This is a genomic window from Mesorhizobium sp. WSM3859, assembly GCF_002295065.1.
Taxonomy (GTDB): Bacteria; Pseudomonadota; Alphaproteobacteria; order Rhizobiales; family Rhizobiaceae; genus Mesorhizobium.
Genome location: NZ_NSGG01000009.1, coordinates 125,836 through 149,382, shown reverse-complemented (window position 1 = coordinate 149,382; position 23,547 = coordinate 125,836). Strand labels below are relative to the sequence as shown.

The 23,547-nt window shown below is 64.0% G+C and carries 18 protein-coding genes and 1 riboswitch; of the genes, 8 read left to right on the top strand and 10 right to left on the bottom strand.

What is annotated here, in order from left to right; translation table 11 throughout:
* Nucleotides 1-2 precede the first annotated feature (2 nt).
* The 6 genes from CK230_RS20045 to mtnK form a co-directional block, all read right to left on the bottom strand.
* Nucleotides 3-728 carry an MgtC/SapB family protein gene (locus CK230_RS20045; RefSeq protein WP_095818867.1) on the bottom strand — a complete coding sequence of 242 codons (726 nt, stop codon included), beginning with the start codon at nucleotides 726-728 and terminating at the stop codon, nucleotides 3-5.
* A 222-nt stretch (nucleotides 729-950) separates the two neighbouring features.
* Nucleotides 951-1,109: a peptide ABC transporter permease gene (locus CK230_RS20040; RefSeq protein WP_095818964.1), complete on the bottom strand. Its 159-nt coding sequence runs from the start codon at nucleotides 1,107-1,109 to the stop codon at nucleotides 951-953.
* Nucleotides 1,110-1,242: 133 nt separating this feature from the next.
* Nucleotides 1,243-2,307 (bottom strand): class II fructose-bisphosphate aldolase, encoded by a 1,065-nt coding sequence (gene fba / locus CK230_RS20035; RefSeq protein WP_095818866.1) that lies wholly within the window; start codon nucleotides 2,305-2,307, stop codon nucleotides 1,243-1,245.
* 160 nt (nucleotides 2,308-2,467) lie between these two features.
* A complete protein-coding gene (locus tag CK230_RS20030) occupies nucleotides 2,468-2,935 on the bottom strand; it encodes a 6,7-dimethyl-8-ribityllumazine synthase (RefSeq protein ID WP_095818865.1) in 468 nt (155 codons plus the stop codon).
* A 79-nt stretch (nucleotides 2,936-3,014) separates the two neighbouring features.
* Nucleotides 3,015-3,160, bottom strand: a riboswitch (FMN riboswitch).
* Between the two features lie 216 nt (nucleotides 3,161-3,376).
* Nucleotides 3,377-4,471: an S-methyl-5-thioribose-1-phosphate isomerase gene (mtnA, locus tag CK230_RS20025; protein WP_095818864.1), complete on the bottom strand. Its 1,095-nt coding sequence runs from the start codon at nucleotides 4,469-4,471 to the stop codon at nucleotides 3,377-3,379.
* Nucleotides 4,468-5,736, bottom strand: a complete 1,269-nt coding sequence (gene mtnK, locus CK230_RS20020; RefSeq protein ID WP_095818863.1) for an S-methyl-5-thioribose kinase — start codon at nucleotides 5,734-5,736, stop codon at nucleotides 4,468-4,470. Before mtnK ends, mtnA begins: the two co-directional genes overlap by 4 nt.
* A gap of 138 nt (nucleotides 5,737-5,874) precedes the next feature.
* On the opposite strand from mtnK, the gene CK230_RS20015 reads away from it, so the two are divergent.
* The 3 genes from CK230_RS20015 to CK230_RS20005 all read left to right on the top strand — a co-directional run bounded on the left by CK230_RS20015 (nucleotide 5,875) and on the right by CK230_RS20005 (nucleotide 9,542).
* On the top strand, nucleotides 5,875-7,386 hold the full coding sequence (locus tag CK230_RS20015; RefSeq protein ID WP_095818862.1) for a sugar ABC transporter ATP-binding protein: 1,512 nt from the start codon (nucleotides 5,875-5,877) through the stop codon (nucleotides 7,384-7,386).
* A gap of 69 nt (nucleotides 7,387-7,455) precedes the next feature.
* Complete coding sequence (locus tag CK230_RS20010; RefSeq protein ID WP_095818861.1) at nucleotides 7,456-8,448, top strand: ABC transporter permease; 993 nt, start codon at nucleotides 7,456-7,458, stop codon at nucleotides 8,446-8,448.
* Between the two features lie 41 nt (nucleotides 8,449-8,489).
* The gene (locus tag CK230_RS20005; RefSeq protein WP_095818860.1) at nucleotides 8,490-9,542 is read left to right on the top strand and encodes a substrate-binding domain-containing protein; all 1,053 of its coding nucleotides are present in this window, start codon (nucleotides 8,490-8,492) and stop codon (nucleotides 9,540-9,542) included.
* A 75-nt stretch (nucleotides 9,543-9,617) separates the two neighbouring features.
* Here the strand turns inward: CK230_RS20005 and CK230_RS20000 are convergent, their stop codons facing one another.
* Nucleotides 9,618-9,809 carry a hypothetical protein gene (locus CK230_RS20000; protein WP_095818963.1) on the bottom strand — a complete coding sequence of 64 codons (192 nt, stop codon included), beginning with the start codon at nucleotides 9,807-9,809 and terminating at the stop codon, nucleotides 9,618-9,620.
* Between the two features lie 172 nt (nucleotides 9,810-9,981).
* On the opposite strand from CK230_RS20000, the gene CK230_RS19995 reads away from it, so the two are divergent.
* Nucleotides 9,982-11,496, top strand: coding sequence for a winged helix-turn-helix domain-containing tetratricopeptide repeat protein (locus CK230_RS19995; protein WP_245429982.1), 1,515 nt, complete (start codon nucleotides 9,982-9,984; stop codon nucleotides 11,494-11,496).
* Nucleotides 11,497-11,546: 50 nt separating this feature from the next.
* Here the strand turns inward: CK230_RS19995 and CK230_RS19990 are convergent, their stop codons facing one another.
* The 3 genes from CK230_RS19990 to CK230_RS19980 form a co-directional block, all read right to left on the bottom strand.
* A complete protein-coding gene (locus tag CK230_RS19990) occupies nucleotides 11,547-12,611 on the bottom strand; it encodes a D-alanine--D-alanine ligase family protein (RefSeq protein ID WP_095818859.1) in 1,065 nt (354 codons plus the stop codon).
* A gap of 218 nt (nucleotides 12,612-12,829) precedes the next feature.
* Nucleotides 12,830-14,884 carry a bifunctional aldolase/short-chain dehydrogenase gene (locus CK230_RS19985; RefSeq protein ID WP_095818961.1) on the bottom strand — a complete coding sequence of 685 codons (2,055 nt, stop codon included), beginning with the start codon at nucleotides 14,882-14,884 and terminating at the stop codon, nucleotides 12,830-12,832.
* Between the two features lie 83 nt (nucleotides 14,885-14,967).
* Entirely contained in the window at nucleotides 14,968-15,933 is a 966-nt protein-coding gene (locus CK230_RS19980) for a sugar-binding transcriptional regulator (protein WP_095818858.1), read from the bottom strand.
* Nucleotides 15,934-16,137: 204 nt separating this feature from the next.
* On the opposite strand from CK230_RS19980, the gene CK230_RS19975 reads away from it, so the two are divergent.
* From CK230_RS19975 to CK230_RS19955, 4 genes are all read left to right on the top strand, one after another.
* Nucleotides 16,138-17,778: an acyl-CoA synthetase gene (locus CK230_RS19975; RefSeq protein WP_095818857.1), complete on the top strand. Its 1,641-nt coding sequence runs from the start codon at nucleotides 16,138-16,140 to the stop codon at nucleotides 17,776-17,778.
* A 362-nt stretch (nucleotides 17,779-18,140) separates the two neighbouring features.
* Nucleotides 18,141-18,746, top strand: coding sequence for a TetR family transcriptional regulator (locus CK230_RS19965; protein WP_095818855.1), 606 nt, complete (start codon nucleotides 18,141-18,143; stop codon nucleotides 18,744-18,746).
* A gap of 55 nt (nucleotides 18,747-18,801) precedes the next feature.
* The gene (locus CK230_RS19960) at nucleotides 18,802-19,962 is read left to right on the top strand and encodes an efflux RND transporter periplasmic adaptor subunit (RefSeq protein WP_095818854.1); all 1,161 of its coding nucleotides are present in this window, start codon (nucleotides 18,802-18,804) and stop codon (nucleotides 19,960-19,962) included.
* Nucleotides 19,963-20,212: 250 nt separating this feature from the next.
* Entirely contained in the window at nucleotides 20,213-23,365 is a 3,153-nt protein-coding gene (locus tag CK230_RS19955) for an efflux RND transporter permease subunit (RefSeq protein WP_095818853.1), read from the top strand.
* Nucleotides 23,366-23,547 lie beyond the last annotated feature (182 nt).

Sequence of the window (23,547 nt, the reverse complement as noted above, 5' to 3'; positions counted from 1 at the left end):
ACTCAGAACGGCTTCTCGCCGGTCACCTCGAAGCGCTCGACCGCGCAGTGCTCGGCAATCACAGCCAGGATGTCTGTCGAAGGCTCGACCGCGTCGGGCTGCTTCCATTGAACGTCGAAGGAAAAAACAAAGCAGTTGCGGTCGACATCGTGCTCCATGCCGACGAAGCGCGCGTCGTAGCCGAGCGGCCGTACCATGTTGCGTATGTCGGGCGGTGAATTTTCCGGCCATGAGACCGATAGGATCGCCTTGTGGTTACGCGGGATTTTCAGATCGACCCATTTCAGCGCCTGCAGCGTCACCAGCGTCAGCACGGTCGCGATCATGCCGAGGCCATACTGGCCGCCGCCGAAGGCAAGGCCGATCATGGTCATGATCCACATCGTGGCGGCGGTGGTGACGCCGGTGACGAGATCGCCGCGCCGCAGTATGGCGCCGCCGCCGATGAAGCCGACGCCGGTCAGCACACCGAGCGCGAAGCGCATCACATCCATGCGCACGAAAGAGTCCGGCGTCTTGCCGGAGACGTCGAGCAGCATGTTGGCCTGAACCATGGCCACGCAGGCCGCCAGACCGACCAGTATGGTCGTGCGCAGTCCGGCGGAATGGCCGCGCGCCTCGCGGTTCAGGCCGATGAGGAAGCCGGCGAGCAAGGTCAGCAAGAGCCGCCCGACAAGGTCCAGCCAGGTCGGATGAAGCGGCATGTCGCAGCAAAGTGTCTCGAACATCGTCTCGACAGTGGGATGTAAATTCACCGCGCCTCAATTTCGTCCGCGACGTTCAACCGGGCAGAGCGGGGAATGGTTCCCTAAAGCATGTCTCCCGAAAGTGGGAACCGGTTTCGGGATAAAGACATGCGTAAAGTCAAAAACCTAAAGCGCATGGAGCGAATCTGAAAGATCGCGACGCGCTTGAGTCGGTGCGTCTGAGGCATCCGCAAGGCACGGCCTTCAATGAGCGGCAATGCTCATCAGCAACGCCAGCACGACGATGCCGACCAGCCCAGCGATGAAGATGATGCGGCGGGTGCGCGTGCGCAGGATGATTTCACCCTGTCGCGCGTCCTGGCCCGAGAAGACCGGCCCTTCGCTGTCGCGATCCTTGCTCATGAATTGCTCCTTCCTTTGGAACGGATCCGGAAGGTCTCTGAGCAGGAACCGATTTGTCGGTGTGAAGTTCCGCCGCATTTCGGCAGGAGCAATGCCCGCGACCGGGATTGAACCGGTCGCGGGAGATCTCGCTTTAGCCGAATTTCGGATCGAGGCTGCCCGATTTGTAGCGCTTGGCCATCTCCGCCAGCGGAATCGGCTTGATCTTCGGCGCGTTGCCGGCGGTGCCGAACTGCTCGAAACGCTCCTTGCAGAGCTTCTTCATGGCAGCCATCGCCGGCGTCAGATATTTGCGCGGATCGAACTCCGACGGATTCTCGGTCAGCACCTTGCGGATCGCGCCGGTCAGCGCCATGCGATTGTCGGTGTCGATGTTGATCTTGCGCACGCCATGCTTGATGCCGCGCTGGATCTCTTCGACCGGCACGCCCCAGGTCGGCTTCATCTGTCCGCCATATTTGTTGATGATCTCCTGCAGCTCTTCCGGCACCGACGACGAGCCGTGCATGACCAGATGCATGTTGGGCAGGCGGCGATGGATCTCCTCGATCACGTTCATCGCCAGCACCGCGCCGTCCGGCTTGCGCGAGAACTTGTAGGCGCCGTGGCTGGTGCCCATGGCCACCGCCAGCGCGTCGACATGCGTGTCGCGCACGAACTGCTCGGCCTGCACCGGGTCGGTCAAAAGCTGGTCGTGGCTGATCGCGCCTTCGATGCCGTGGCCGTCTTCCTGCTCGCCGCCGCCGCTCTCCAGGGAGCCCAGCACGCCGATCTCGCCTTCCACCGAGACGCCGCCCCAATGCGCCATGTCGACGACGCGCCGGGTGATGCCGGAATTGTAGGCATAGTCGGCCGGCGACTTGCCGTCCTCCTTCAGCGAGCCGTCCATCATCACCGAGGTGAAGCCGTACTGGATCGCGGTGACGCAAGTCGCTTCATTGTTGCCGTGGTCGAGATGCATGCAGACCGGGATGTCGGGATGGATCTCGACCAGCGCGTCGATCAGCTTGGCCAGCACCACGTCATTGGCATAGGCACGCGCGCCGCGGCTGGCCTGCAGGATGACCGGCGACTTGGTCTCCTCGGCCGCCTCCATGATGGCGAGGCCTTGTTCCATGTTGTTCATGTTGAAGGCAGGCACGCCATAGCCATGTTCGGCGGCATGGTCGAGCAATTGTCTCAGTGTGATGCGAGCCAACGAATAGTCTCCCGTATCTGTTGAAAGCGCAAGTTACCACGTCAGGCGCCACGGCCTGACCCGACTGCTTCTGGCCGGATTTCCGACGGACCGCAACCACTCAAGTTGCGGCCCTGAAATCCAAATCGGTTTAGTTTCAGTGCAGCGCTCGCAGAGCGGTTCAGGCCGCGATGCGTGCGCGCGCGGCGAGGATTTCGACGCAGGCCTTCGCCGCTTCCTTGCCCTTCATGATGAAATGCTCGTGGAAGAAGCGGTGATGCTCTGCGCTGTCGTGAAAATTGTGCGGCGTGAGCACCGCCGACAGCACCGGCAAGCCGGTCGCAAGCTGCACATTCATCATCCCGTCGATGACGGCGCTCGCCACGAAGTCATGCCGGTAGATGCCGCCATTGACGACGAAGGCGGTGCCGAGGATCGCGGCATAGCGGCCGGTCTCGGCAAGCGTCTTGGCGTGCAGCGGAATCTCGTAAGCGCCCGGCACGTCGAAGACCTCGACGGTGAAGCCGCCGAGCGCGGCAAGCTCAGCCTCGAACGCCGCTACGCATTGGTCGACGATATCGGCATGCCAGCGCGCGCGAATGACGGCCACACGAAGGGTAGTTTGGTCTTTGGGGAAACGCTGATTCATGGGTCCTTCCTTCCGTTTCGAACCAGAATCAGGACGCACGACGCAAGAAACCGGCCCGCGCGAGCGGACCGTCTCCTGCGTACGTTCTCTTCCATCCGGACTGTAACCGTCGGCTCCGGAATCGCACCGGATCTGCTGACCCTTCCCATTTCTGGAAGGCGCTCGCGGGCTTGGGCCGAGACCCTTACCGCCGGTGGGGACTTTCACCCCGCCCTGAGAACATTAACGGTGCAGGTATGGAGGGACGGGCGCAGGGTTGTCAATTGGCGGCGCCGCTGAAGCGCGAATCTCTCCCCTTGAGGGGGGAGATGGCCGGCAGGCCAGAGGGGGTCGCCTCGCGTGGAGCGCCAACTTCTTCTTCGTGTCCGCGAGGGCGTCAGTGCTTCACGCGGGGCGCCCCCTCTGTCGCCTTCGGCGACATCTCCCCCTCGAGGGGGGAGATTATCCCCGCTCCGGGAACATCGCCTTTAGTCCTTCGCGCGAGGCCTTTGCCACGCCGCGTTCGGTGATCAGCCCCGTCACCAGCCGTGCCGGCGTCACATCGAAGGCCGGGTTCGCCGCCGGCGTCTGATCCGGCGACACCCGCACCTGCGCGATCTTGCCGTCCGAGGTCTTGCCCCAGACCAGGGAGACCTCGTCACCCGAGCGCTCCTCGATCGGGATTTCGGCAAGCCCGTCGGCCACCGTCCAGTCGATCGTGGGCGAGGGCAGCGCGACATAGAAGGGCACGTCGTTGTCGGCGGCGGCCAGCGCCTTGAGATAGGTGCCGATCTTGTTGCAGACGTCGCCATTGGCGGTGGTGCGGTCGGTGCCGACGATCACCATGTCGATGTCGCCATGCTGCATCAGATGGCCGCCGGCATTGTCGACGATCAGCGTGTGCGGCACGCCGTGCCCGGCCATCTCCCAGGCGGTCAGCTGGGCGCCCTGGTTGCGCGGCCTGGTCTCGTCGACATAGACATGCACCGGAATGCCGGCCTCCGTCGCCAAGTAGATCGGCGCGGTTGCCGTGCCGTAGTCGACCGTCGCCAGCCAGCCAGCATTGCAATGGGTGAGGATGTTGACGGTTTCACCGGGCTTCTTGCGCGCCGCTATCTCTCTGATGATGGCAAGCCCGTTCTCGCCGATGGCGCGGTTCAATCCGACATCCTCGTCGGCGATCTCGGCGGCCCGCTTGTAGGCAGCCTCCGCGCGTTCCTCCGGCGCCAGCGGCTTGAGGGAGCGCCGCATCTCGTCCAGCGCCCAGCGCAGGTTGATCGCCGTCGGCCGCGTCTTGTTGAGCGTCTCCCACACCGCGTCGAGCGCTTCGTCCGACGGATCGTCCATCATCTGGATGGCGACGCCGTAAGCCGCGGTGACGCCGATCAGCGGCGCGCCGCGCACCCACATGTCGCGGATGGCGGCGGCGATGCCGCCGACGGTTCCGATCTTTTCGATGCGGAACTCATGCGGCAGCCAGCGCTGGTCGATGATCTCGACCGAGCGCTCGTCGTCGCTAAGCCAGATGGTGCGATAGTGGCGTTGGCCGACGTTCAAAGGCTCTTCTCCTGTTCGATCAGCGCGGCCAGATTGTTGACCTCGTCGATGCTGTGGATCTGGCGCCGGTTGACGGCGATGTGGCGGCCGAAGCGCAAAGCCTTGGCCTCACATCTGGCGCGCAGGTCTTGATCGGCAATGGTCTCGAAATCGGCATTGTGGGCCAGCCCAAGGATGCGCCGGTGCACCTCGATGCCGGCAAAGCCGAGCAGGTCGGTCCAGATGGAATGCAGCGTGTGGTCGAGCGCCTGCTCGGCACCCAGCCTGTCGCCCTGATCCTCGAACAGGCTCTTCTGGTAGAGCATGCCGGTGCGTTCGGTGCGCCACAGATGAGAGAACTCGGCGCGGAAGGTCGCCCAGGTCTCGGCGGTTACGCCGAGCAGATAGGCGCACATCGAGTCCCTGCTGCCTTTCTCCTCGTGGCCGCGTTGCGAGAAGAAGGCCATCCAGAAATTGGCGAGCAGCATGCCGACATCGAAGGCGATCGGACCGTAGAAGGCGAACTCCGGATCGATCATCCGGGTTTCTGTGTCCGTCACCATGATCGAGCCCGAATGCAGGTCGCCATGCAGCATGGTCTCGGCATTGGCGGCGAAGAGATGCTTCAGCCGCTGCGCCTCGACCTTGAGATCACGGTCGGCGCGTAGCTCCGCCACCAGGCCGTCGAGTTGGGGCGAGGTATGCCGGTTCATCTTGGCGTCGAAATAGGGGTCGGAAAACACCAGGTTCTCGGTGATGTCGCAGAGCTCGACATTGTCGGCGAATAAAGCCAGATCGGCTTTGCGATCCTTGGCCACCATCGACAGGTCAGAGCCGCGGAACAGCGTCCGGGCCATGAACAGGCCGATGTCGCGCGCGATGTTCGGCAATTCGCGCCCGTCGATCAGCGCACGCCTGAGAATGACGTGCGGCGGCGCCAGATATTCCATCACGATCAGCGCTTGGCCTTCGTCGAAATGGTAGATCGCCGGCACGGAGCCGGGCGCCCGGCGCTCCTGCCTGGTCAGCGCATGATATTCGAAGAAGGAGCGTTTTAGGGGCAGCGGCCAGCTGTCGCCGACCAGCCGTACGTAGGGGAGCGCCTGTTTCACCACCGCCGCGCCCTGGTCGCCCTCGACGATGAAGACGAGGTTCAGATTGCCGTCGCCGACCTCGCGCACCTTCCAGCGGCTGGCGTCGTCGCCGATGCGCTCGGTTAGCGCCGAGGTCTCGCCAAGGCGCTTCGGCAGCGTCTCCACCGACAATGCTTCGAACTTCCCGGTCATTCTCTCCCCTCCTGCTCGTGGTGTCCGACGATAGCGGAGCCACGGCGGCGGGGCCAAGCTAGGAAGCACTCTGGCAAATGTCAATCGTGTTGACAATTGCCGAATGAGCCCATAGCGTCAGGGACCAGGGAGGAAGGAATGGGCGCAGATGCCGTGTTCCATGTGGAGGGGCTGAGGAAATCCTTCGGCCAGAACGAGGTGCTTGGCGGCATCTCGCTTGAACTGCATTCGGGCGAGGTCACCGTGCTGATGGGCGCCAACGGCGCCGGCAAGTCCACCCTGGTCAAGATCGTCAGTGGCGTCTACGCGCGCGGTGCCGGCACGATGCGGCTCGCTGGCGAGGTGTTCGACCCGCAGACCCCGGCCGAGGCCATCCGCGCCGGCGTCGTGACCGTGCACCAGAATATCAATGACGGCGTGGTCGCCGACCTCGACGTCGCCACCAACCTGACGCTCGACCGGCTGAGCGGCAAGGGCGCGTCGTTGCTGTTCAAGCCCGCCAATGTCCGGGCCGAGGCGAGGGCCGTCGCCGACCGCATGGGGCTCACCATCGACCTCAAGGCGCGCGTCAGCGATCTGTCATTGGCCGACCGGCAGATGGTGGCCATCGCCCGCGCCATGGCGCACGAGCCCAAAGTGCTGATCCTCGACGAGCCGACCTCGTCGCTGTCGAGCGCCGAGGCCGACCGGCTGTTTTCGCTGATCGACCGGCTGCGCGGCCATGGCGTCGCCATCCTCTATATCTCGCACCGCATGTCAGACATCAGGCGGCTCGCCGACCGTATCGTGTCGATGCGCGACGGCGTCATCTCCGGCGCCTTCGATCAAAAACCGCTCGATTATGAGGGCGCCGTCAACGCCATGCTCGGCCGCAAGATCCACCTCGACCGGGTCGTCGCCAGAAGCTCGGCCCGCGCCGTCTTCACGGCAGAAAGCTTGCAGATCGCGCATGGCGCAAAACCGATTTCGATGACGCTCGGCGCCGGCGAGGTGGTGGCGATCACCGGCCTTGTCGGCGTCGGCAAGACGGCGTTGGCCGAAACGCTGTTCGGCGTGCGCAGGCCGCTTGCCGGCGCCATGCATATGGACGGCAAGCCCTACGCGCCGGGCTCGGCGCGTGAGGCGATCGCCGCCGGTGTCTTCCTGGTCGCCAAGGACCGCGCCGAGAGCGGCATCGTCGACGGCTTCAACATCGAGCGCAACATCAGCCTGCCATTCCTCAAGCGCATGTCGAGCTTTGGCGTCATGAAGAAGCGCGCCGAGCGCGCTATTGCGCGGCGCCAGATCGATGAGCTCGGCATCGTCTGCCGCTCCGAGAAGGACGAGTTGTCGGCGCTTTCCGGCGGCAACCAGCAGAAGGTGATGGTGGCGCGCTGGATGTCGCAGGCTTCGCGGCTCTTCATTCTCGACGAGCCGTTCCAGGGCGTCGACATTTCGGCGCGCCGCGATATCGCTGCGAAGCTTCGAGCCAGCGCCGACGGCCGCGCGACGCTGATCTTCGTCACCGAGATCGACGAGGCGCTGGAGACCGCCGACCGCATCCTGGTGATGTCGGAACACACGATTGTCGGCGAGCACAGGAACGCCGATATCGACCTCGACCGGCTGCTGGCGGAAGTGGCCGGCGGACCGCTTCACAGCGTGGCATGAGATCGGGAAATTTGCATGGAGTGGAGTCGGAATGAACTTTTCCCGAACAGCCGCGCGGCGGGGCGCTGAATGATGCGCGACTACGCCATCCGCTACGGCTTCATCGTCCTGCTTATCGGGTTGATCGCCTATTTCGCAAGCGCTGCCGACGGTTTCGTTTCGCCGCAAAGCGCGGTCTTCATCTTCCAGTCGGTGGCCATCACCGGCGTGCTGGCGCTCGGCGTCACCGCGACGCTCGTCGTCGGCGGCTTCGACCTCTCTATCGGCTCAGTCGCCACCAGCGCCATGATGGCGGCTTCCTATGCCATGGTGGTGCTGGAGCAGAATGCCATCGTCGCCGTCATCGCCTGCCTGGTCATCGGCGTCATCGTCGGCCTGATCAATGGCTGGCTGATCGTCTATATGCGTGTGCCCGACCTGCTTGCGACGCTCGGCATGATGTTCCTGCTGCTCGGCCTGCAGCGCATCCCGACGGAGGGACGCTCGATCGCCACCGGCATGACCATGCCCGATGGCTCGGTCGCCAACGGCAAGTTTTCCGAAGCCTTCCTGGCGCTCGGCCGCCACCGCATCGACTTCTTCATCCCGAGCCTCATCCCGGTCTCGGTGGTGGTGCTGGTCGTGCTTGCGGTGCTGATCTGGTTCTTCCTCGAATACACCCGCTTCGGCCGCATGATGTATGCGGTTGGCTCCAACGAGCGGGCGGCCGAACTCGCCGGCGCGCCTGTCAAGGCATACAAAATCTGGGCTTATGTCATTTCGGGAGTTTTTGCCTCGATCGGCGGGATTTTGCTCGCCGCCCGGCTTGGACGCGGCGACATCGCCTCGGGTAATAATCTGTTGCTCGACGCAGTAGCGGCGGCGCTCATCGGCTACGCAGTGCTCGGCGCGGCCAAGCCCAACGCCTTCGGCACGGCCGTCGGCGCAGTGTTCGTCGGCGTCCTGCTGCAGGGCCTGACGATGATGAACGCCCCTTACTACACGCAGGATTTCGTCAAGGGCGCGGTGCTTGTCGTCGCCCTTGTCTTCACCTTCGCCCTTTCCGGCAGGGGCAAGAGATAGTTTCGACCGGGACATTGATGAGAACACAAACGGAGGAAAAAGTGAGCATCACAAGGAGACTTTTGGGGAAGGCGGCACTCGGCCTCGCCGGCGCGGCGCTGCTGATGCAGGGTACGGCATTGGCGGCAGACAAGCCGGCGCCGTTCGACAAGCCCGGCGTCAAGATCGCGCTGGTGCGCTATCTGTCGACCGGTGACTTCTTCCAGGCCTATCTGTCCGGCGTCGAGGCGCAGGCCAAGGCGCTCGGCGTCGACCTGCGCGTGCTGGACAGCCGCCAGGACGCCGCGCTCCAGGCCGACATGGTCGACCAGGCCATCGCGCTCGGCGTGCAGGGCATCATCATCCAGCACGGCCTGACGGAATCGATGAAGGACGCCGCCCAGCGCGCTGTCGACGCCGGCATCAAGGTCGTCGCCTTCGACGTCAATGTCGAAAACCCGAAGATCCCGCAGATCGAGCAGTCGGACAAGGATCTCGCCAAGCTGGCGCTCGAACAGGCCGTCAAGGACAATGGCGAGAGCTGGAAGGCCGGCTATGTCTATGTCGCCGGCATCGCCCCGCTCGATCGCCGCAACGAGACCTGGGTGGATGTGAAGAAGAAATATTCGGGCATCAGCGAGGTCGCTCAGTTCGGCACGCTCGACAACCCGATCGCCAATTCCGTCGCCAACCAGGCGCGCTCGGTGCTGCAGGCGCATCCCGACATCAAGGTGATGTTCGCGCCCTATGACGAGTTCGCCAAGGGCGTGAAGATCGCCGTCGACGAGGCTGGCCTGAACAAGGGCATCAAGATCTACTCGGCTGATATCTCGACCTCGGACATCGCCGCGATGCGGGAGCCGGACAGCGCCTGGGCGGCGACCGCCGCCACCAACCCGGCCGTCGTCGGCCAGGTCTCGGTGCGCGCGCTGGCGCAGCTGCTTGCCAGCGAGGATCCGGGCCACAACGTCATCGTTCCGCCGACGCTGATCACCCAGAAGGAGCTGATCGACAAGGACATCAAGAACATGGAAGACCTGTCGGCCAAGCTGCCGCAGTTCGCCCATGCCAATGTCGCGATGCCCGCTTGGATGCCGAACCCGAACGCCAAGTAAGGTCCGGGCAGCCGAAAAACGAAGAGAGCGGTCCAATGGGCCGCTCTCTGTCTTTCCACGGCTGCTGTTGCGGCCTCATCGCTGCCAGAAGGGCAGTTTGGCGATCTCGACGTCGACCTCTTTCTTTGTCAGCCCGATATCGTCGATCAGGTGCGGATTGTCCCTCGCCATGCGCTTGAGCTCGAAGCGGAAATAGGCCTGCTTGCGGTGCTCCGCGATGAGGCTGCGCAAGGCGGCCAGGCTATAGCGTCGGGGGCCCGTGTGCATTGCCGGTGCCGTCAGACATGTGGAAGGCGCAAAGCTGTCGTTCATGACAACCTCCATCGAAATGAGGGTTCCGAAAGCCCTCGGCCTGATTGAGATTACAGTGTGCCGCAGGCGGCGAGCGGCGTAATTAAGCCCTGCCAAATAGTTCTCAAAACTTCCAAATCGGCTATAGATGCGCCGCATGCAGGGATCGCGCTTTGCCTTCGGACCGTTTGTGCTTGATCCGGGCGCGGGAACGCTGCTTCGGGGCGATGTTCCCGTTGCCGCCGGTCACCGCGGGCTGAAGCTCCTCGAGGCCTTTGTCGCGCGTCCCGGCGAAATCCTGGCCAAGGCCGAGTTGATGGACGCGGCCTGGCCGGGCACCGCCGTCGAGGAAGGCAACCTCACCGTCCAGATCGCGCAGCTCAGGAAGCTGCTTGGCCCGGCGACCGGTGGCGGCGAATGGATCGCCACGGTTCCGCGCGTCGGCTATCGTTTCACCGGCACCGTCGAACAGTCCGATACCACGCGCAAGACATTGCCGCTGCCAAACAAGCCGTCGATCGCCATTCTGCCTTTCATCAACCTGAGCAACGATCGCGAGCAGGAGTCTTTCGCCGACGGCTTAACCGAAGACCTGATCACCGACCTCTCGCGGATCCCTGGCCTGTTCGTCATCGCGCGCAATTCGGTGTTTGCCTACAAAGGCAAGGCGATGGACGTGCGCGCCATCGCCGGGGAACTCGGCGTGCGCTACCTGCTGGAGGGCAGCGCCAGGCGCGCGGCGGGGCGCGTGCGCATCAACGCGCAGCTGATCGACGCGCTGAGCGGCGAGCATCTGTGGGCCGAGCGGTTCGATCGCGGCCTGGAAGACATCTTCGCCGTTCAGGACGAGGCGACCGCCAAGATCGTCGAGGCGCTGCTCGGGCGGCTGCGCGCGCCCCCGGAACGTAACCGGCCGAAGAACCTCGAAGCTTATGATCTCGTCGTGCGGGCACGCAAAATGTTCGACGAGTCGCCGCAAATGGCGCGCGAAGCGCATCTGATGCTGACGCGCGCGATCTCGCTCGATCCGGACTATGCCGAGGCCTATCGCTGGCTTGCAATGAACCACTGGATGGGCTGGGTGCATTGGGGCGAGCCGTTCGAGCCTGCTAGAAGCACCTCGCTGGAACTGGCGCGCAAGGCCGTGGCGATCGACCCCAACGACGCCGGCTGCCGCTGGGTGCTCGCCAACCTGCTTGCCTATGAACGCGATTTCGAAAAGGCCGAGATTGAGTTCGCCAAGGCGATCGAACTCGATCCAAACGAGGCCGATATCTGGGCGACATTGTCCGACATCGAGGTGCTGGCCGGCCAGGTGGAGATAAGTCTCGAACACATCCGCAAGGCGTTCCGGCTCAATCCGTTTCCGCCGAGCTGGTATTACCTGACGCTCGGCCAGGCACAGTATGCGGCCCGCGACTACGAGGCGGCTGTCGAGACGCTGCGCCGCGACGAGACCTATCGCACCAGCTCGCGCCGCTTCCTCGCGGCGGCCCTTGCTCAACTCGACCGCCTCGACGAGGCGCGCACCGAGGTCGCGCTGTTCCTCGTCGGCAACCCGCATTTCTCCACGCAGCGATGGGTCGACACGGAGCCTTTCCGCGACGACGCGACGCTTGAGCATTTCGTCGACGGGTTCAGGAAGGCAGGTCTTCCGGCGTAGTGGTGCGACGTGGCCTACTGGCCACTGCGAGGGTTCATCCTCAGAGCTCTTCACCGGCCCGCGCGCGCCAGCCCATGCGCCACCAGGCGGTCGATGACCTCCGGGTAGCTGACGCCGCTCGCCGACATCGCCTTGGCGTACATGCTGATGTTGGTGAAGCCGGGAATGGTGTTGAGCTCGTTGATCAGGAAGGTCATGTCCGGCATCAGGAAGAAGTCGACGCGGGCCATGCCGTCGCAACCAAGCGCTCTGAACGCCCTCGCGGCCATGTCGCGCATGGCTTCCTCCACCTCCGGCGGCAATTCCGCCAGCACTATGAGCGCAGCGCCGTTCTCGTCGATATATTTGGCGTTGTAGTTGTAGAAGCCGTGGCTCGCCGCGGGCACGATCTCGCCCGGTCGCGAGACGAAGAGTTCGCCCGAGGGACTCTCCAGCACGCTGAATTCGATCTCGCGGCCACGAACGAATTCCTCCGCCAGCAGCTTGCGATCGTGCTGGAAGGCTTCCTCGAGTGCCCGCTCGAATTCCTGGCTGGCATTGACCTTCGCAACACCGACGGATGAGCCCTGCCGCGCCGGCTTGATGAAGATCGGCAGGCCGAGCTGCTCTTCCAGTTCGGCGAGGGAAGGCGCCGCGCCCTCATCGATTGTCACCGCGCGTGCGACAGGCACGCCCGCCGCCTTCAGCAAGCGCTTGGCAATGTCCTTGTCGAGCGCCGTTGCTGACCCCAGTATGCCGCAGCCGGCGAGCGGCACGCGCGCTACCTCGGCCAGGCCCTGCACCGCCCCGTCCTCGCCATGCAGGCCATGCAGCACCGGAAACAGGATATCGATGGCGGGAAGGTCGTGGGGCGCCCCGCCGGCGGGGATCGCCAGCATCCGCCCATGCCCGCCCGGCACCAGGCAGAGCTGCGTGCCAGCCGACGGCGTCGCCAGCGCGCCGTTCTCGAATTGGCTCAGCAGCCACAGTCCTTCGCGCGTGACGAAGATCGGAACGGCATGGTATTTCAGAGGGTCCAGCGCGGCCATGACATTGGCCGCCGAAAGCAGCGACACCTCATGCTCGGCCGAGCGCCCGCCGAACAGCACGCCGATACGAAGTTTTTTTGCGGGCATCGACAACTCCACCAATGATCAGGGTTGGAGCTCGCATGCGAAACAGCAGCTAGTCCCCTTCAACCCTTCCAGTAGTAAGGAAGGATTGGAGTGGGACTTTGACCGGTTGAAGCAGTTTTTCAGCAGAAGCGCGAAAGGCGCTCCGTTTTGAGAGGAGTCAACGCGAGGCGAGCGGTTCGTCGTTTTCGTGAAACGACGAACCGCTGCAACGGTGCTCGTCACCGCAGCGCCGCCGCGATGTTGCCGCCGTCTACCGTCGTCACATCAGCGGTGGTGCGCTCGGCCAGCGCCTGATGCAGGAAGGCCTGCGCCACGTCGTCGGCCGTCACTTCCTGCCCGAGCAGATTGCCGGACATGTACTCCTTTTCCGACACGCCGCGCGCGCCGGAACGGCTGGCGATCATGGCATCGGTCAAAAGGCCCGATCGGATGCGGTCGGCGTTGACCGCATTGGAGCGGATGCCATAGGCGCCGTAGTCAAGCGCATACTGCCGCGACAGGAACAGCGTCGCCGCCTTGGGAATCCCGTAGGCGCCGAATTTCGGGCCGGGATTGATCGCCTGCTTCGATGTGTTGAAGAGCAACACACCTCCCGTGCCCTGTTCCAGCATGATGCGCACCGCATTCTGCGCCGCCGACTGATGAGCGAAGAAATTGAGCTCGAAACTCTTGCGCAAAGTAGCGTCGTCGAGCTCGCCGATCCGGCCTTCCCACGCCGCTCCTGCATTCGAAACCAGGATGTCGACACCGCCATAGACGGCAACCGCCTTGTCGAAGGCGGCGCACATCTCGGCAGCATTGGTAATGTCGGCACCAACGCCGATCGAGTTGTTGCCGGCGGCCTTCGCCGCTTCCGCGGCCTTAGCCGGATCGAGGTCGACGATCACCGCATGCGCCCCATTGGCGGCGAACAGCTTGGCCGTCGCGGCACCGATGGCGCCGGCGCCGCCTGTAATCAGCACGACCTGGCCGGTCAGCGGCTTCGGCTTGTTGGAAGCGAGCTTGGCCTGCTCCAGCGACCAGTACTCCAGCGGGAAGAGATCGGCCTTGGAGAGCGGATGGAAATTGCCGACGGCCTCGGCGCCGCGCACCGCCTCGATCCACATCTCGCCGACATCGGAAGCGATCTTCGCATCCTTCAGCGTGCGGCCATGGCCGAACATGCCGAGACCCGGCACAAGCGTCAGGCGCGGCATCGGGTCGAGCATGGTGCGCTTGACGTCGTCCAGCGCGTCATTGGTCTCGAAATAGGCGGTGTAGTCCTTGACGAAAGCCTCGATATGGCTGCGCACCACAGCCTTGTAGTCGCCGAACTTGTCGGCGTCCGGCGCCGGTACCGCCATCGGCCCGGTCTTGATGCGGATCGACAGATCGGGCGTCGAGACGCCGCGGCCGGCCAACTCGGCAATCTTGGTCGAATTGATGAAATCGACGATGGCGTCCGAGGTGCGGAAGTCGCTGATCATGCGGTCGAAACGGCCTTCGCCGCGTGCCACGGCCACGGCGCCGCGCAGCGTCGGCGCGATATCGCCCGGCTTGGCGAGCTTTGCCGGCAGCGCCGCCTTGGCTGCCTGCGGCTTGCCGTTCCTGGCGACATAGTCCTCGGCCATAGTCACATAGTGGATCATGCGGTCATAGGCCTGCTTGGCATCGTCGCCAAAGGTGAAGATGCCGTGCTTGTCGAGGATCAGGCCCTCGACGCTCGGGTCGGCGTCGAAGACTTCCGCCGCCACCTTGGCGAGGTCAAAGCCCGGCTTGATATAGGGGACATAACCCATCTTGTCGCCGAACACGGCCTTGATCAGGGGCTTGCTGTCCTCCTGGTCGACGATAGCGAGGATCGCCGTCGAATGCGTGTGGTCGACGAACTTGTGGGGCAGGAAGGCATGCAGCAGCGTTTCGACCGACGGATTGGGGGAGGCGGGATCGATCAGGTTGGAGCGCTGCAGCGCCACCATATCCTCGTCGGAGAGCTTGTCCAGAGAGCGCGCCTTGAGCAGCGCGCCCATCTTCACCGCCGGCAGGCCTTGCGGCTCGATGACGGCCATGTCCCAGCCGCTGCCCTTGACGCACAGCACATCCCACTCGTCGCCGAGCAGGTCGGTGGCCTTGGTCTTGCAGGAGGTGTTGCCGCCGCCATGCAGCACCAGCCGCGGCTCTCCGCCGAGCAGGCGGGTCGTGTAGACGCGCAACGCAAGGTCGCCGCCGACGCCCTTCCTGGCATAGTCGGCAACCATCTTCTCCGCGTCGGCGTCGTTCCAAAGATTCTTCATGTCGTTCCGTCCGATACTCGTCTTTTTGCTCATGAACAGAAAGCCGCGACGCCTGTATGACAGAAGCGGCGAGGCTGGTTTTTCTAAGAGGCCTTTTTGGTTGCCGCCTCGGCGTACTGGAGCAGGCGCCCGGCCATATGCGCGCCGATCACCAGATGCGTGCAGAGCCTGCCGGCGATGGCTGAAAGCAGCGGCTCGAACTTGGTGTCTTCCTGCACCACCATCAGCCGCTTCTCGATGGCGCGCAGCGAAGCGAGCTCGGCAGAGATGACGCGCCGGTTGTAGCTGCAGTCGAGCACCTCGCCCCCGGCGTCGATGATCTGCCCGGCGATGACGCCGGCGGCGCCCTGGCTGCGCAGCCCTTCCATCTCGGCCGGCAACAGCGCGCCGCATTTGACCAGATGGCTGTCGGCATCGACCGCGCCGACGGAATAGAGCGCAAGGTCGCAGTCGGCGATGCCGGCAAGCTGGTCGCGGATCACCGGCTCGGCGCGCAGGCTCTTTGCCAGCTCTTCCGTCGACAGCACCAGCGGCGCGTAGAAGTTCAGGCCCTTGGCGTTCAGCCGCCGCGCGATCTCCATCGTGCACTGGTCTGGCCGGTAGGAATAGGGCGCGCCGAGATTGCCGCAGAGCTGCACCACAGTGACATCCTGCAGGTCGGCAAAGGACATGATGTCGGCGATGGTGTAGACGGTGCGGCCCCAGGCGACGCCGATGCGGTCGCCCTTCTTCACCAGCTCGAGGAAGACGCTCGCTGCCAGCACCGCGATGTCGGTCGAAGGGTCGGCGAGATAGGCATTTTCCGGCGCGATCCAGACGGCGTCGAGCCCGAAGGCGTCTTCGACATTGCGCGCCATGACGTCGTTGGTGAAAAGCTGCGTCGAGGTGGAAATATTGACGATGCCGGTTTCGCGCGCCTTGCGCAGATACATGGCGACCGAGGCCCGCGAAATGTTGAGCTGGCTCGCCACTTCGTCCTGGCGAAGGCCGTGCGCATAGTAAAGCCAGGCGGCCTTGTGGATGAGCTGTTCTGCCGGTCTGATCGCCATGCCGCCTCCTCGGCTGACATTAGTCACGGCTCTCGACAAAAGTCAAATTTGCACGCGGGGGCCGCGATCGCCTCGCGGCGCGGCCCAATCCGGATCGCCATTCTACCAAGCCGGCGCAGCATAGCATTTTCAGCCGCGGAAGGGGGATGGCGTGACGGCGGGCCTAGGGTTAGAAAGCTCGAAAAGAACATTGGGGAGAACGGGATGGCCAATCCCTACGAACAGGACCTCGACAGGAACGCCGCCAACCATCAGCCGCTGACGCCGCTCACTTATCTTGAACGCGCGGCCAAGACCTATCCGGACCACATCGCCATCATCCATGGCAGCCAGCGCATCACCTATCGCGAGTTCTGGCGCCGCTCGCTGAAGCTTGCCTCGGCGCTTGCGAGGCACGGCATCGGCAAGGGCGACACGGTGACGGTGATGCTGTCCAACACGCCGCCGATGCTGGAAGCGCATTTCGGCGTGCCGATGACCAAGGCGGTGCTGCATTCGCTGAACACCCGTCTCGACGCCGCCGTCATCGCTTTCCAGATCGACCATGCCGACGCGAAGGTGCTGATCGTCGACCGCGAATTCTCGGGCGTGGTCAAGGAGGCCCTGGCGTTGGCCAAGGCCAAGCCATTGGTGATCGACTATGACGACCCCGATTATGCGGCCGACGCTCCCTATCCGAAGGGCGGGCGCATCGGCGCGCTCGATTATGAGGATTTCGTCGCCGCGGGCGACGAGGCGTTCGCATGGTCGATGCCGGACGACGAATGGGACGCCATCTCGCTCAACTACACGTCCGGCACGACAGGCAACCCGAAGGGCGTCGTGTACCATCATCGCGGCGCCGCCCTGATGGCTTATACCAACACCATTCATGCCGGCATGGCCAAGCACGCGGTCTATCTCTGGACGCTGCCGATGTTCCACTGCAACGGCTGGTGCTTCCCCTGGACGCTTGCCGTGCAGGCCGGCACGCATGTCTGCCTGCGCTGGGTGCGGGCGAAGCCGATTTATGACGCGATCGCCGACCACGGCGTCACCCATCTCTGCGGCGCGCCGATCGTCATGTCGGTGCTGATCAATGCGAAGGACGAGGACAAGCGCGCGTTCCGGCAGACTGTCACTTTCAACACCGCCGCGGCACCGCCGCCGGAAGCGGTGCTGTCCGGCATGGCCGATGCAGGCTTTGCCGTCACCCATCTCTACGGCCTGACCGAGACCTACGGCCCGGCCGTCGTCAATGAATGGCACAATGAGTGGGACGCGCTGGAGAAGGGGCCTAGGATGGGGAAGAAAGCGCGCCAGGGCGTGCGCTACGCCTCGCTCGAGGGCCTGACGGTGATGGACCCGCAGGCCATGGTCGAAACGCCGGCCGACGGGGAGACCATTGGTGAGGTCATGTTCCGCGGCAACATCGTCATGAAGGGGTACCTCAAGAACCGCAAGGCCACCGACGAGGCCTTCGCCGGCGGCTGGTTCCATTCCGGCGACCTCGGCGTCATGCACCCGGACGGCTACGTCCAACTCAAGGACCGCTCCAAGGACATCATCATCTCGGGCGGCGAGAACATTTCGTCCATCGAGGTCGAGGACGCGCTCTACAAGCATCCATCGGTCGCCTCGTGCGGGGTGGTGGCTCGCGCGGACGACAAATGGGGCGAGGTGCCTGTCGCCTATGTCGAGCTGAAGCCCGGCAAGACCGCGACAGAGGCAGAGATCATCGAGCATTGCCGAGGGCTGCTGGCGCGTTTCAAGGTGCCGAAGGCTGTGGTGTTCGCGGAGATTCCGAAGACCTCTACGGGGAAGATCCAGAAGTTCAGGTTGAGGGAGATGGCGAAGGGGGCGTAGTTCGGCGAGCGAAAAAGCCACGTCGGCGGGACAGCGCCCCCCTCTGTCCTGCCGGACATCTCCCCCACGAGGGGGGAGATTGGATGTCGCGCCCGCTTTCGCCAATTGCCGACGTTGCAGGAATGGAGCCGGCGCCAAAGCTTCTAATCTCCCCCCAAGTGGGGAGATGTCCGGCAGGACAGAGGGGGGCGCGAAGGATCGCTGCGTTAGAGGTAGCATCCTCGTCACCCATGCCGGCCCTCGCAACTGTCACCATCTGTCACCAAATTATACGCGTACGTCGATTTCGCGTTGACTCCTCGCTGCTTTCGTTTTACGACTGACGAAAATTGAAATTCGTCACTCGTCAAAACGAAAGCGCCATGTCAGAAGTCGCCAACATCGTGGCAGACCCCTCCAGGCAGGAGAATGTGACCCGCATTCTCGACTGCGCCGAGCGGCTGTTCCGCCATTACGGCTACGGCAAGACAAACGTTGCCGACATTGCCCGCGAGCTCGGCATGTCGCCGGCCAACATCTACCGCTTCTTTGCCTCCAAGGTCGAAATCCACCAGGCCGTCTGCGGCCGCATGCTCGGCGCCAGCTACAAGATGGCCTACGAGATCATGCACCTGCCGATCAGCGCCGAGGAGCGGCTGCGGCGCTACATCCATGCCCAGTACAAGATGACTCTGGAGGTCATGCTCGACCAAGAGAAGGTGCATGAGATGGTCATCGTCGCGCTGGAGCGTGACTGGGGTGTCATCGACAAGCATGTCAACAGCATCCACGACCTGTTCGCCGAGGTGATACGCGAGGGCATCGAGGCCGGCGAGTTCAGGCAGCAGGATCCGGAAACGGCCTCGCGTTGCTTCGGCGCCGCGACCGTCATTCTTTGCCATCCGCAGATGGTCGCGCAGTGCCTTGCCAAGACCAATCGGGCGATGCCCGACGAACTTATCGACTACGCAATCAGAGCCTTGAAATAGCCGCCGCCCGCCGGGCGCGGTTTCGACAAATCATCTCCAGTTCGGGAGTGCTAAGGTGTCTTTGTCCAGTTCCATCCTCCGCAAGCTGCCGGCCGCCGGCCTCCCAACCGCCGCCGTCGTCGCGGCAGTGCTCGGCCTTGCCGGCTGCAGCCAGGAGAAGGCCGAGGTCGTCCAGGAAGTCGTCCGGCCGGTGAAGGTGGTCGAGATCGGCGAGGCGCAGACCACCCGTCAGCTCGATTATTCCGGTTCGGTGCGTGCCCGCACCGAGATGAATCTCGGCTTCCGCATCGCCGGCAAGGTCACCGAGCGCCTGGTCGATATCGGCCAGCATGTGAATGAGGGCGACGTGCTCGCCCGCGTCGATCCTGTCGATTACGAACTGTCGGTCAAGAGCGCTGCGGCCAGCCTCGACGCCGCCGAGCGCCAAGTCGAAACCGTCGACCTCGCCAGGAAGCGCGCCGAGCAGCTCTATGCCAAGAATTTCGCGCCGAAGTCGCAGCTCGACCAGGCGCGGCTGACCTACGACCAGGCCGTGGCGACCCGCGATGCCGCTCGTTCGACGCTGGCCCAGGCGCAGAACCAGGTTCAATACGCCGATCTGAAGGCCAGCAAGAACGGCATCGTCACCGCTATCTCCGCCGATGTCGGCCAGGTGGTCGCCGCCGGCACGCCGGTGATGACCGTAGCGGTCGATGGCGAGAAGGAAGTTTCGATCGCGGTGCCGGAGATGGATATCGCAGGCTTCAAGCCCGGCAAGCAGGTCAAGGCGAGCTTCTGGTCGGACGAAGGGCTTACCCTTGACGGCAAGGTTCGCGAGGTCGCCGGCAGCGCCGACCCGCAGTCGCGCACCTTCGCGGTGCGTGTCTCGCTGCCCAACGATCCGCGCGTGCTGCTCGGCATGACCGCCAATGTCCAGGCGACCGTCGGCAGCAAGGCTGAGCTCGTGTCGATCCCGCTGACCGCGATGACCGAAAAGAACGGCAAGCAGATCGTCTGGACGGTCGATCGCGCCTCCGACACCGTGCATCCCCGGCCGATCAAGGTCGCCAACTTCACCGCCGACGGCGTCACCGTGGCCGACGGCCTGAAACAGGGCGATGTCGTGGTCGCGGCCGGTACCCAGTTCATGACCGAAAACCTGAAGGTCAAGCTTTCCAACGACGCCCAGCAATCCGCCTCGGCGGAGGACGCCGCAACCACCAACAGCCTGCACTAACCAGGCGCGACAGACGCCTTTCCCGCCCTCGCTGCATCGAGCCGCGAGCCGGGGAAGGGCATGGGTTCCGGGCGGCGGACGCCCGATCGCGGGATGCCGGCATGTTGGCTCCCCCCGCGGCAGTGCCGCGTCGTCCTGCGTGATTTGCGAGTCTCTCTCCGCTTGAGGGTCTCGCCGCCCGGAAACCCGACCGAGAGTTTGCGGGCAGTGCCAAGCGGGCATTGCCGATTAATTGGACTGGACTTGCGCCATGACCACGACTGACAGCAGCACCGAAAAGCGGCCCTTCAATCTTTCGCGCTGGGCGATCGGACATCCGAGCATCGCGCGCTTCCTGTTCGGGTTGATCATCCTCGCCGGCGCGCTCGGCCTGATGCGCATGGGCCAGAAGGAAGACCCTGATTTCACCTTCCGCGTCATGGTGGTGCAGGCGATCTGGCCCGGCGCTTCGATCCAGGACATGGAGGACCAGGTCGTCAACAAGATCGAGCGCAAGCTGCAGGAAACGCCGCATCTCGATTTCGTGCGCTCCTACACCCGCGCCGGCAGCGCCATCATCACGCTGCAGGTAAAAGGCGACACCAATCCCGAGCAGGTGAAGGACGCCTTCTACCAGGTGCGCAAGAAGGTTGGCGACATTTCCAATGAATTGCCGCAGGGCCTGCTCGGTCCCTATTTCAATGACGAATTCGGCGACACTTTCATCACGCTGCATTCGATCAGCGGCGACGGCTTCACCTATCCGGAGCTGAAGAAGTTCGCCATCCAGGCGCGTGACATGCTGCTCACGACCCCGGGCGTCGAGAAGGCGGTCATCATCGGCGACCAGCCGGAGAAGATCTATATCGACGTCTCGTCCAAGTCGCTGGCCGAGCGCGGCCTGACCATTGTTGACCTGCAGAACGCCGTCAAAGGGCAGAACGCCGTCGATCCGGCGGGCTCGGTCGACACCGGCCTGCGCTCGGTGCGCATCTCGGTCGAGGGCGACGTCACCAAGGCCGCGGACATCCGTGAGCTGAGGCTGCGCTCCGGCAGCCAGGTGACGCGTCTCGGCGACATCGCCACCGTCTCGTCCGGCCTCGAAGACCCCTACGAGCGCAAATACCGCTTCAACGGCCATGAGAGCGTCCAGGTCGGCGTCGTCATGGCCAAGGGTTTCAACGTCAGGGATGTCGGCAAGGATGTCGAGGCGACCTATCAGCGCTTCGAGACAGGGTTGCCCTATGGCGTTTCGGTCGACCAGATCTCCGACCAGCCACAGGTCGTCAAGGACGCGGTGAGCGAGTTTATGGAGGCGCTCGGCGAAGCGCTGCTCATCGTGCTCGCCGTCTCGCTGCTGTCGATCGGCTGGCGCTCTGGCCTGGTGATCGCCATAGCCATCCCATTGGTCTTGGCCGCGACCTTCGCCATCATGTACGAGATCGGCATCGACCTGCAGCGCATCTCGCTCGGCGCTTTGATCATCGCGCTCGGTCTCCTGGTCGACGACGCCATGATCGTCGTCGAGATGATGGAGCGAAAGCTCGAGGAAGGGCTGGTCAAGATCGAGGCGGCGAGCTTCGCCTATACCTCGACCGCCTTCCCGATGCTCACCGGCACGCTTATCACCACGGCGGGCTTCATCCCGGTCGGCTTCGCGGCGTCGACCGCCGGCGAATATGTGCGCACGCTGTTCTATGTCGTCGGCATCGCGCTGGTCGTGTCGTGGTTCGTCGCGGTCTATTTCACACCGTGGCTGGGCTACATGATCCTGAAGCAGCGCAAGCACGCCGGCACCCACCACGATGTCTTCGACACCGGTTTCTATCGGCGCCTGCGCGCGACGGTCACCTGGGCCGTGCGCCACCGCATCATCGTTCTGGTGATGACGCTGGTCACCTTCGCCACCAGCCTCTGGGCCTTCCAGTTCATCCCGCAGAATTTCTTCCCGCAATCCTCGCGTCCGGAAATCCTCGTCGATCTCTGGCTGCCGGAAGGCACCTCGATCAAGGAAGTCGAGAACCAGGCAAAGGCGCTGGAAGCAAAAATGATGGACGATCCCGACAAGCGCTTCATCGCCACCTATATCGGCGAGGGCGCGCCGCGCTTCTTCCTGCCGCTCGACCAGCAACTGCGCAACCCCAACTTCGCCCAACTTTTGGTGATGGCCAAGGACGAGCCGGCGCGCGAGCGGCTGATCGTCAAGATGCGCGGCATCCTGGCCAAGGACTTCCCGTCGATCCGCGGTAAGGTCGACCGTCTGTTCCTTGGACCGCCGACCGGCTGGCCGGTGCAGATGCGCATCATGGGTCCCGACCGCAAGGAGGTGCGCCGCATCGCCGACGAGGTGAAGGCGAAGTTTCAGGCCAATCCGCTGCTCGGCGCCATTCATGACGACTGGCTGGAACCGGTGCCGGCGATGAAGCTGGTGATCGACCAGGATCGTGCTCGCGCCCTTGGCGTCACTTCGCAGCGCATCCGCCAGGTGCTGCAGGGCACCATGTCCGGCGCGGCGCTCGACGACTTCCGCGACGGCGAGGAGACGGTCTCGATCGTCGCCCGCGAGCCGGAGGCGAGCCGCCATCTCTTGTCCTCGGTCGACTCCGTCTACGTCCCGACCGATTTCGGCGGTTCAGTGCCGCTCTCGCAGGTGGCCAAGGTCGTGCCGGTCATGGAGCAGGGCGTCGAATGGCGGCGCGACCGCCTGCCGACGATCAGCGTGCGCGCCACGCTGCCGGACGGCGTGCAGTCGAATGATGTCGTCACCAAGATGTACAACGACATGAAGGACCTGCGCGCCGGCCTTGCGCCCGGCTACAAGGTCGAGATCCAGGGCGGCGCCGAGGACTCGGCCGAAAGCCAGGCCTCGATCGCAGCCAAGGCGCCGATCATGCTCGCGATCATCGTCGTGCTTCTGATGGTCCAGCTGCAGCATTTCGGCAAGTCGATGCTGGTGCTGGCCACCGGTCCGCTCGGCATCATCGGCGCCGCCGCGGCGCTGCTGATCAGCGGCGCGCCCTTCGGCTTCGTCGCCATCCTCGGCGTCATCGCGCTGCTCGGCATCATCATGCGCAACTCGATCATCCTGGTCGACCAGATCGATCAGGACATAGCGGCCGGCATGGACCGATCGGAGGCGATCGTGGGTGCTGCCGTGCGCCGCTTCCGACCGATCATGCTGACCGCGCTCACCGCCGTGCTGGCGCTGATCCCGATCTCGCGCGCCGTCTTCTGGGGGCCGTTGGCCTATGCCATGATGGGCGGCATTCTGGTCGCGACAGTGCTCACCATTCTGGTGCTGCCGGCCGGCTATGCGCTGTTCTTCGGCCGTGCGCCGAAGAAGGCTAAGACCGACGAGCAGGCGCCGGAGCCGGAGAAGATCGAAGGCATCGAACGGCCGCAACTGGCACTGGCCGCGGAATAGGAACAAGGTGGCAACCTGCGATCATCCGCCATCGGCGAAAGCCGGTGGCGGATGATCCGCATCAAGGGCCAGTCGGGCGAAAATGCTCCGCGGCAGGGCTTCGGCAAAACAGAATTCCTTTTCAGCGGCGCGATGCAGGCCGATCCTGCGCTAATATCGGAGCGGCAACGCTCGTCATCGCT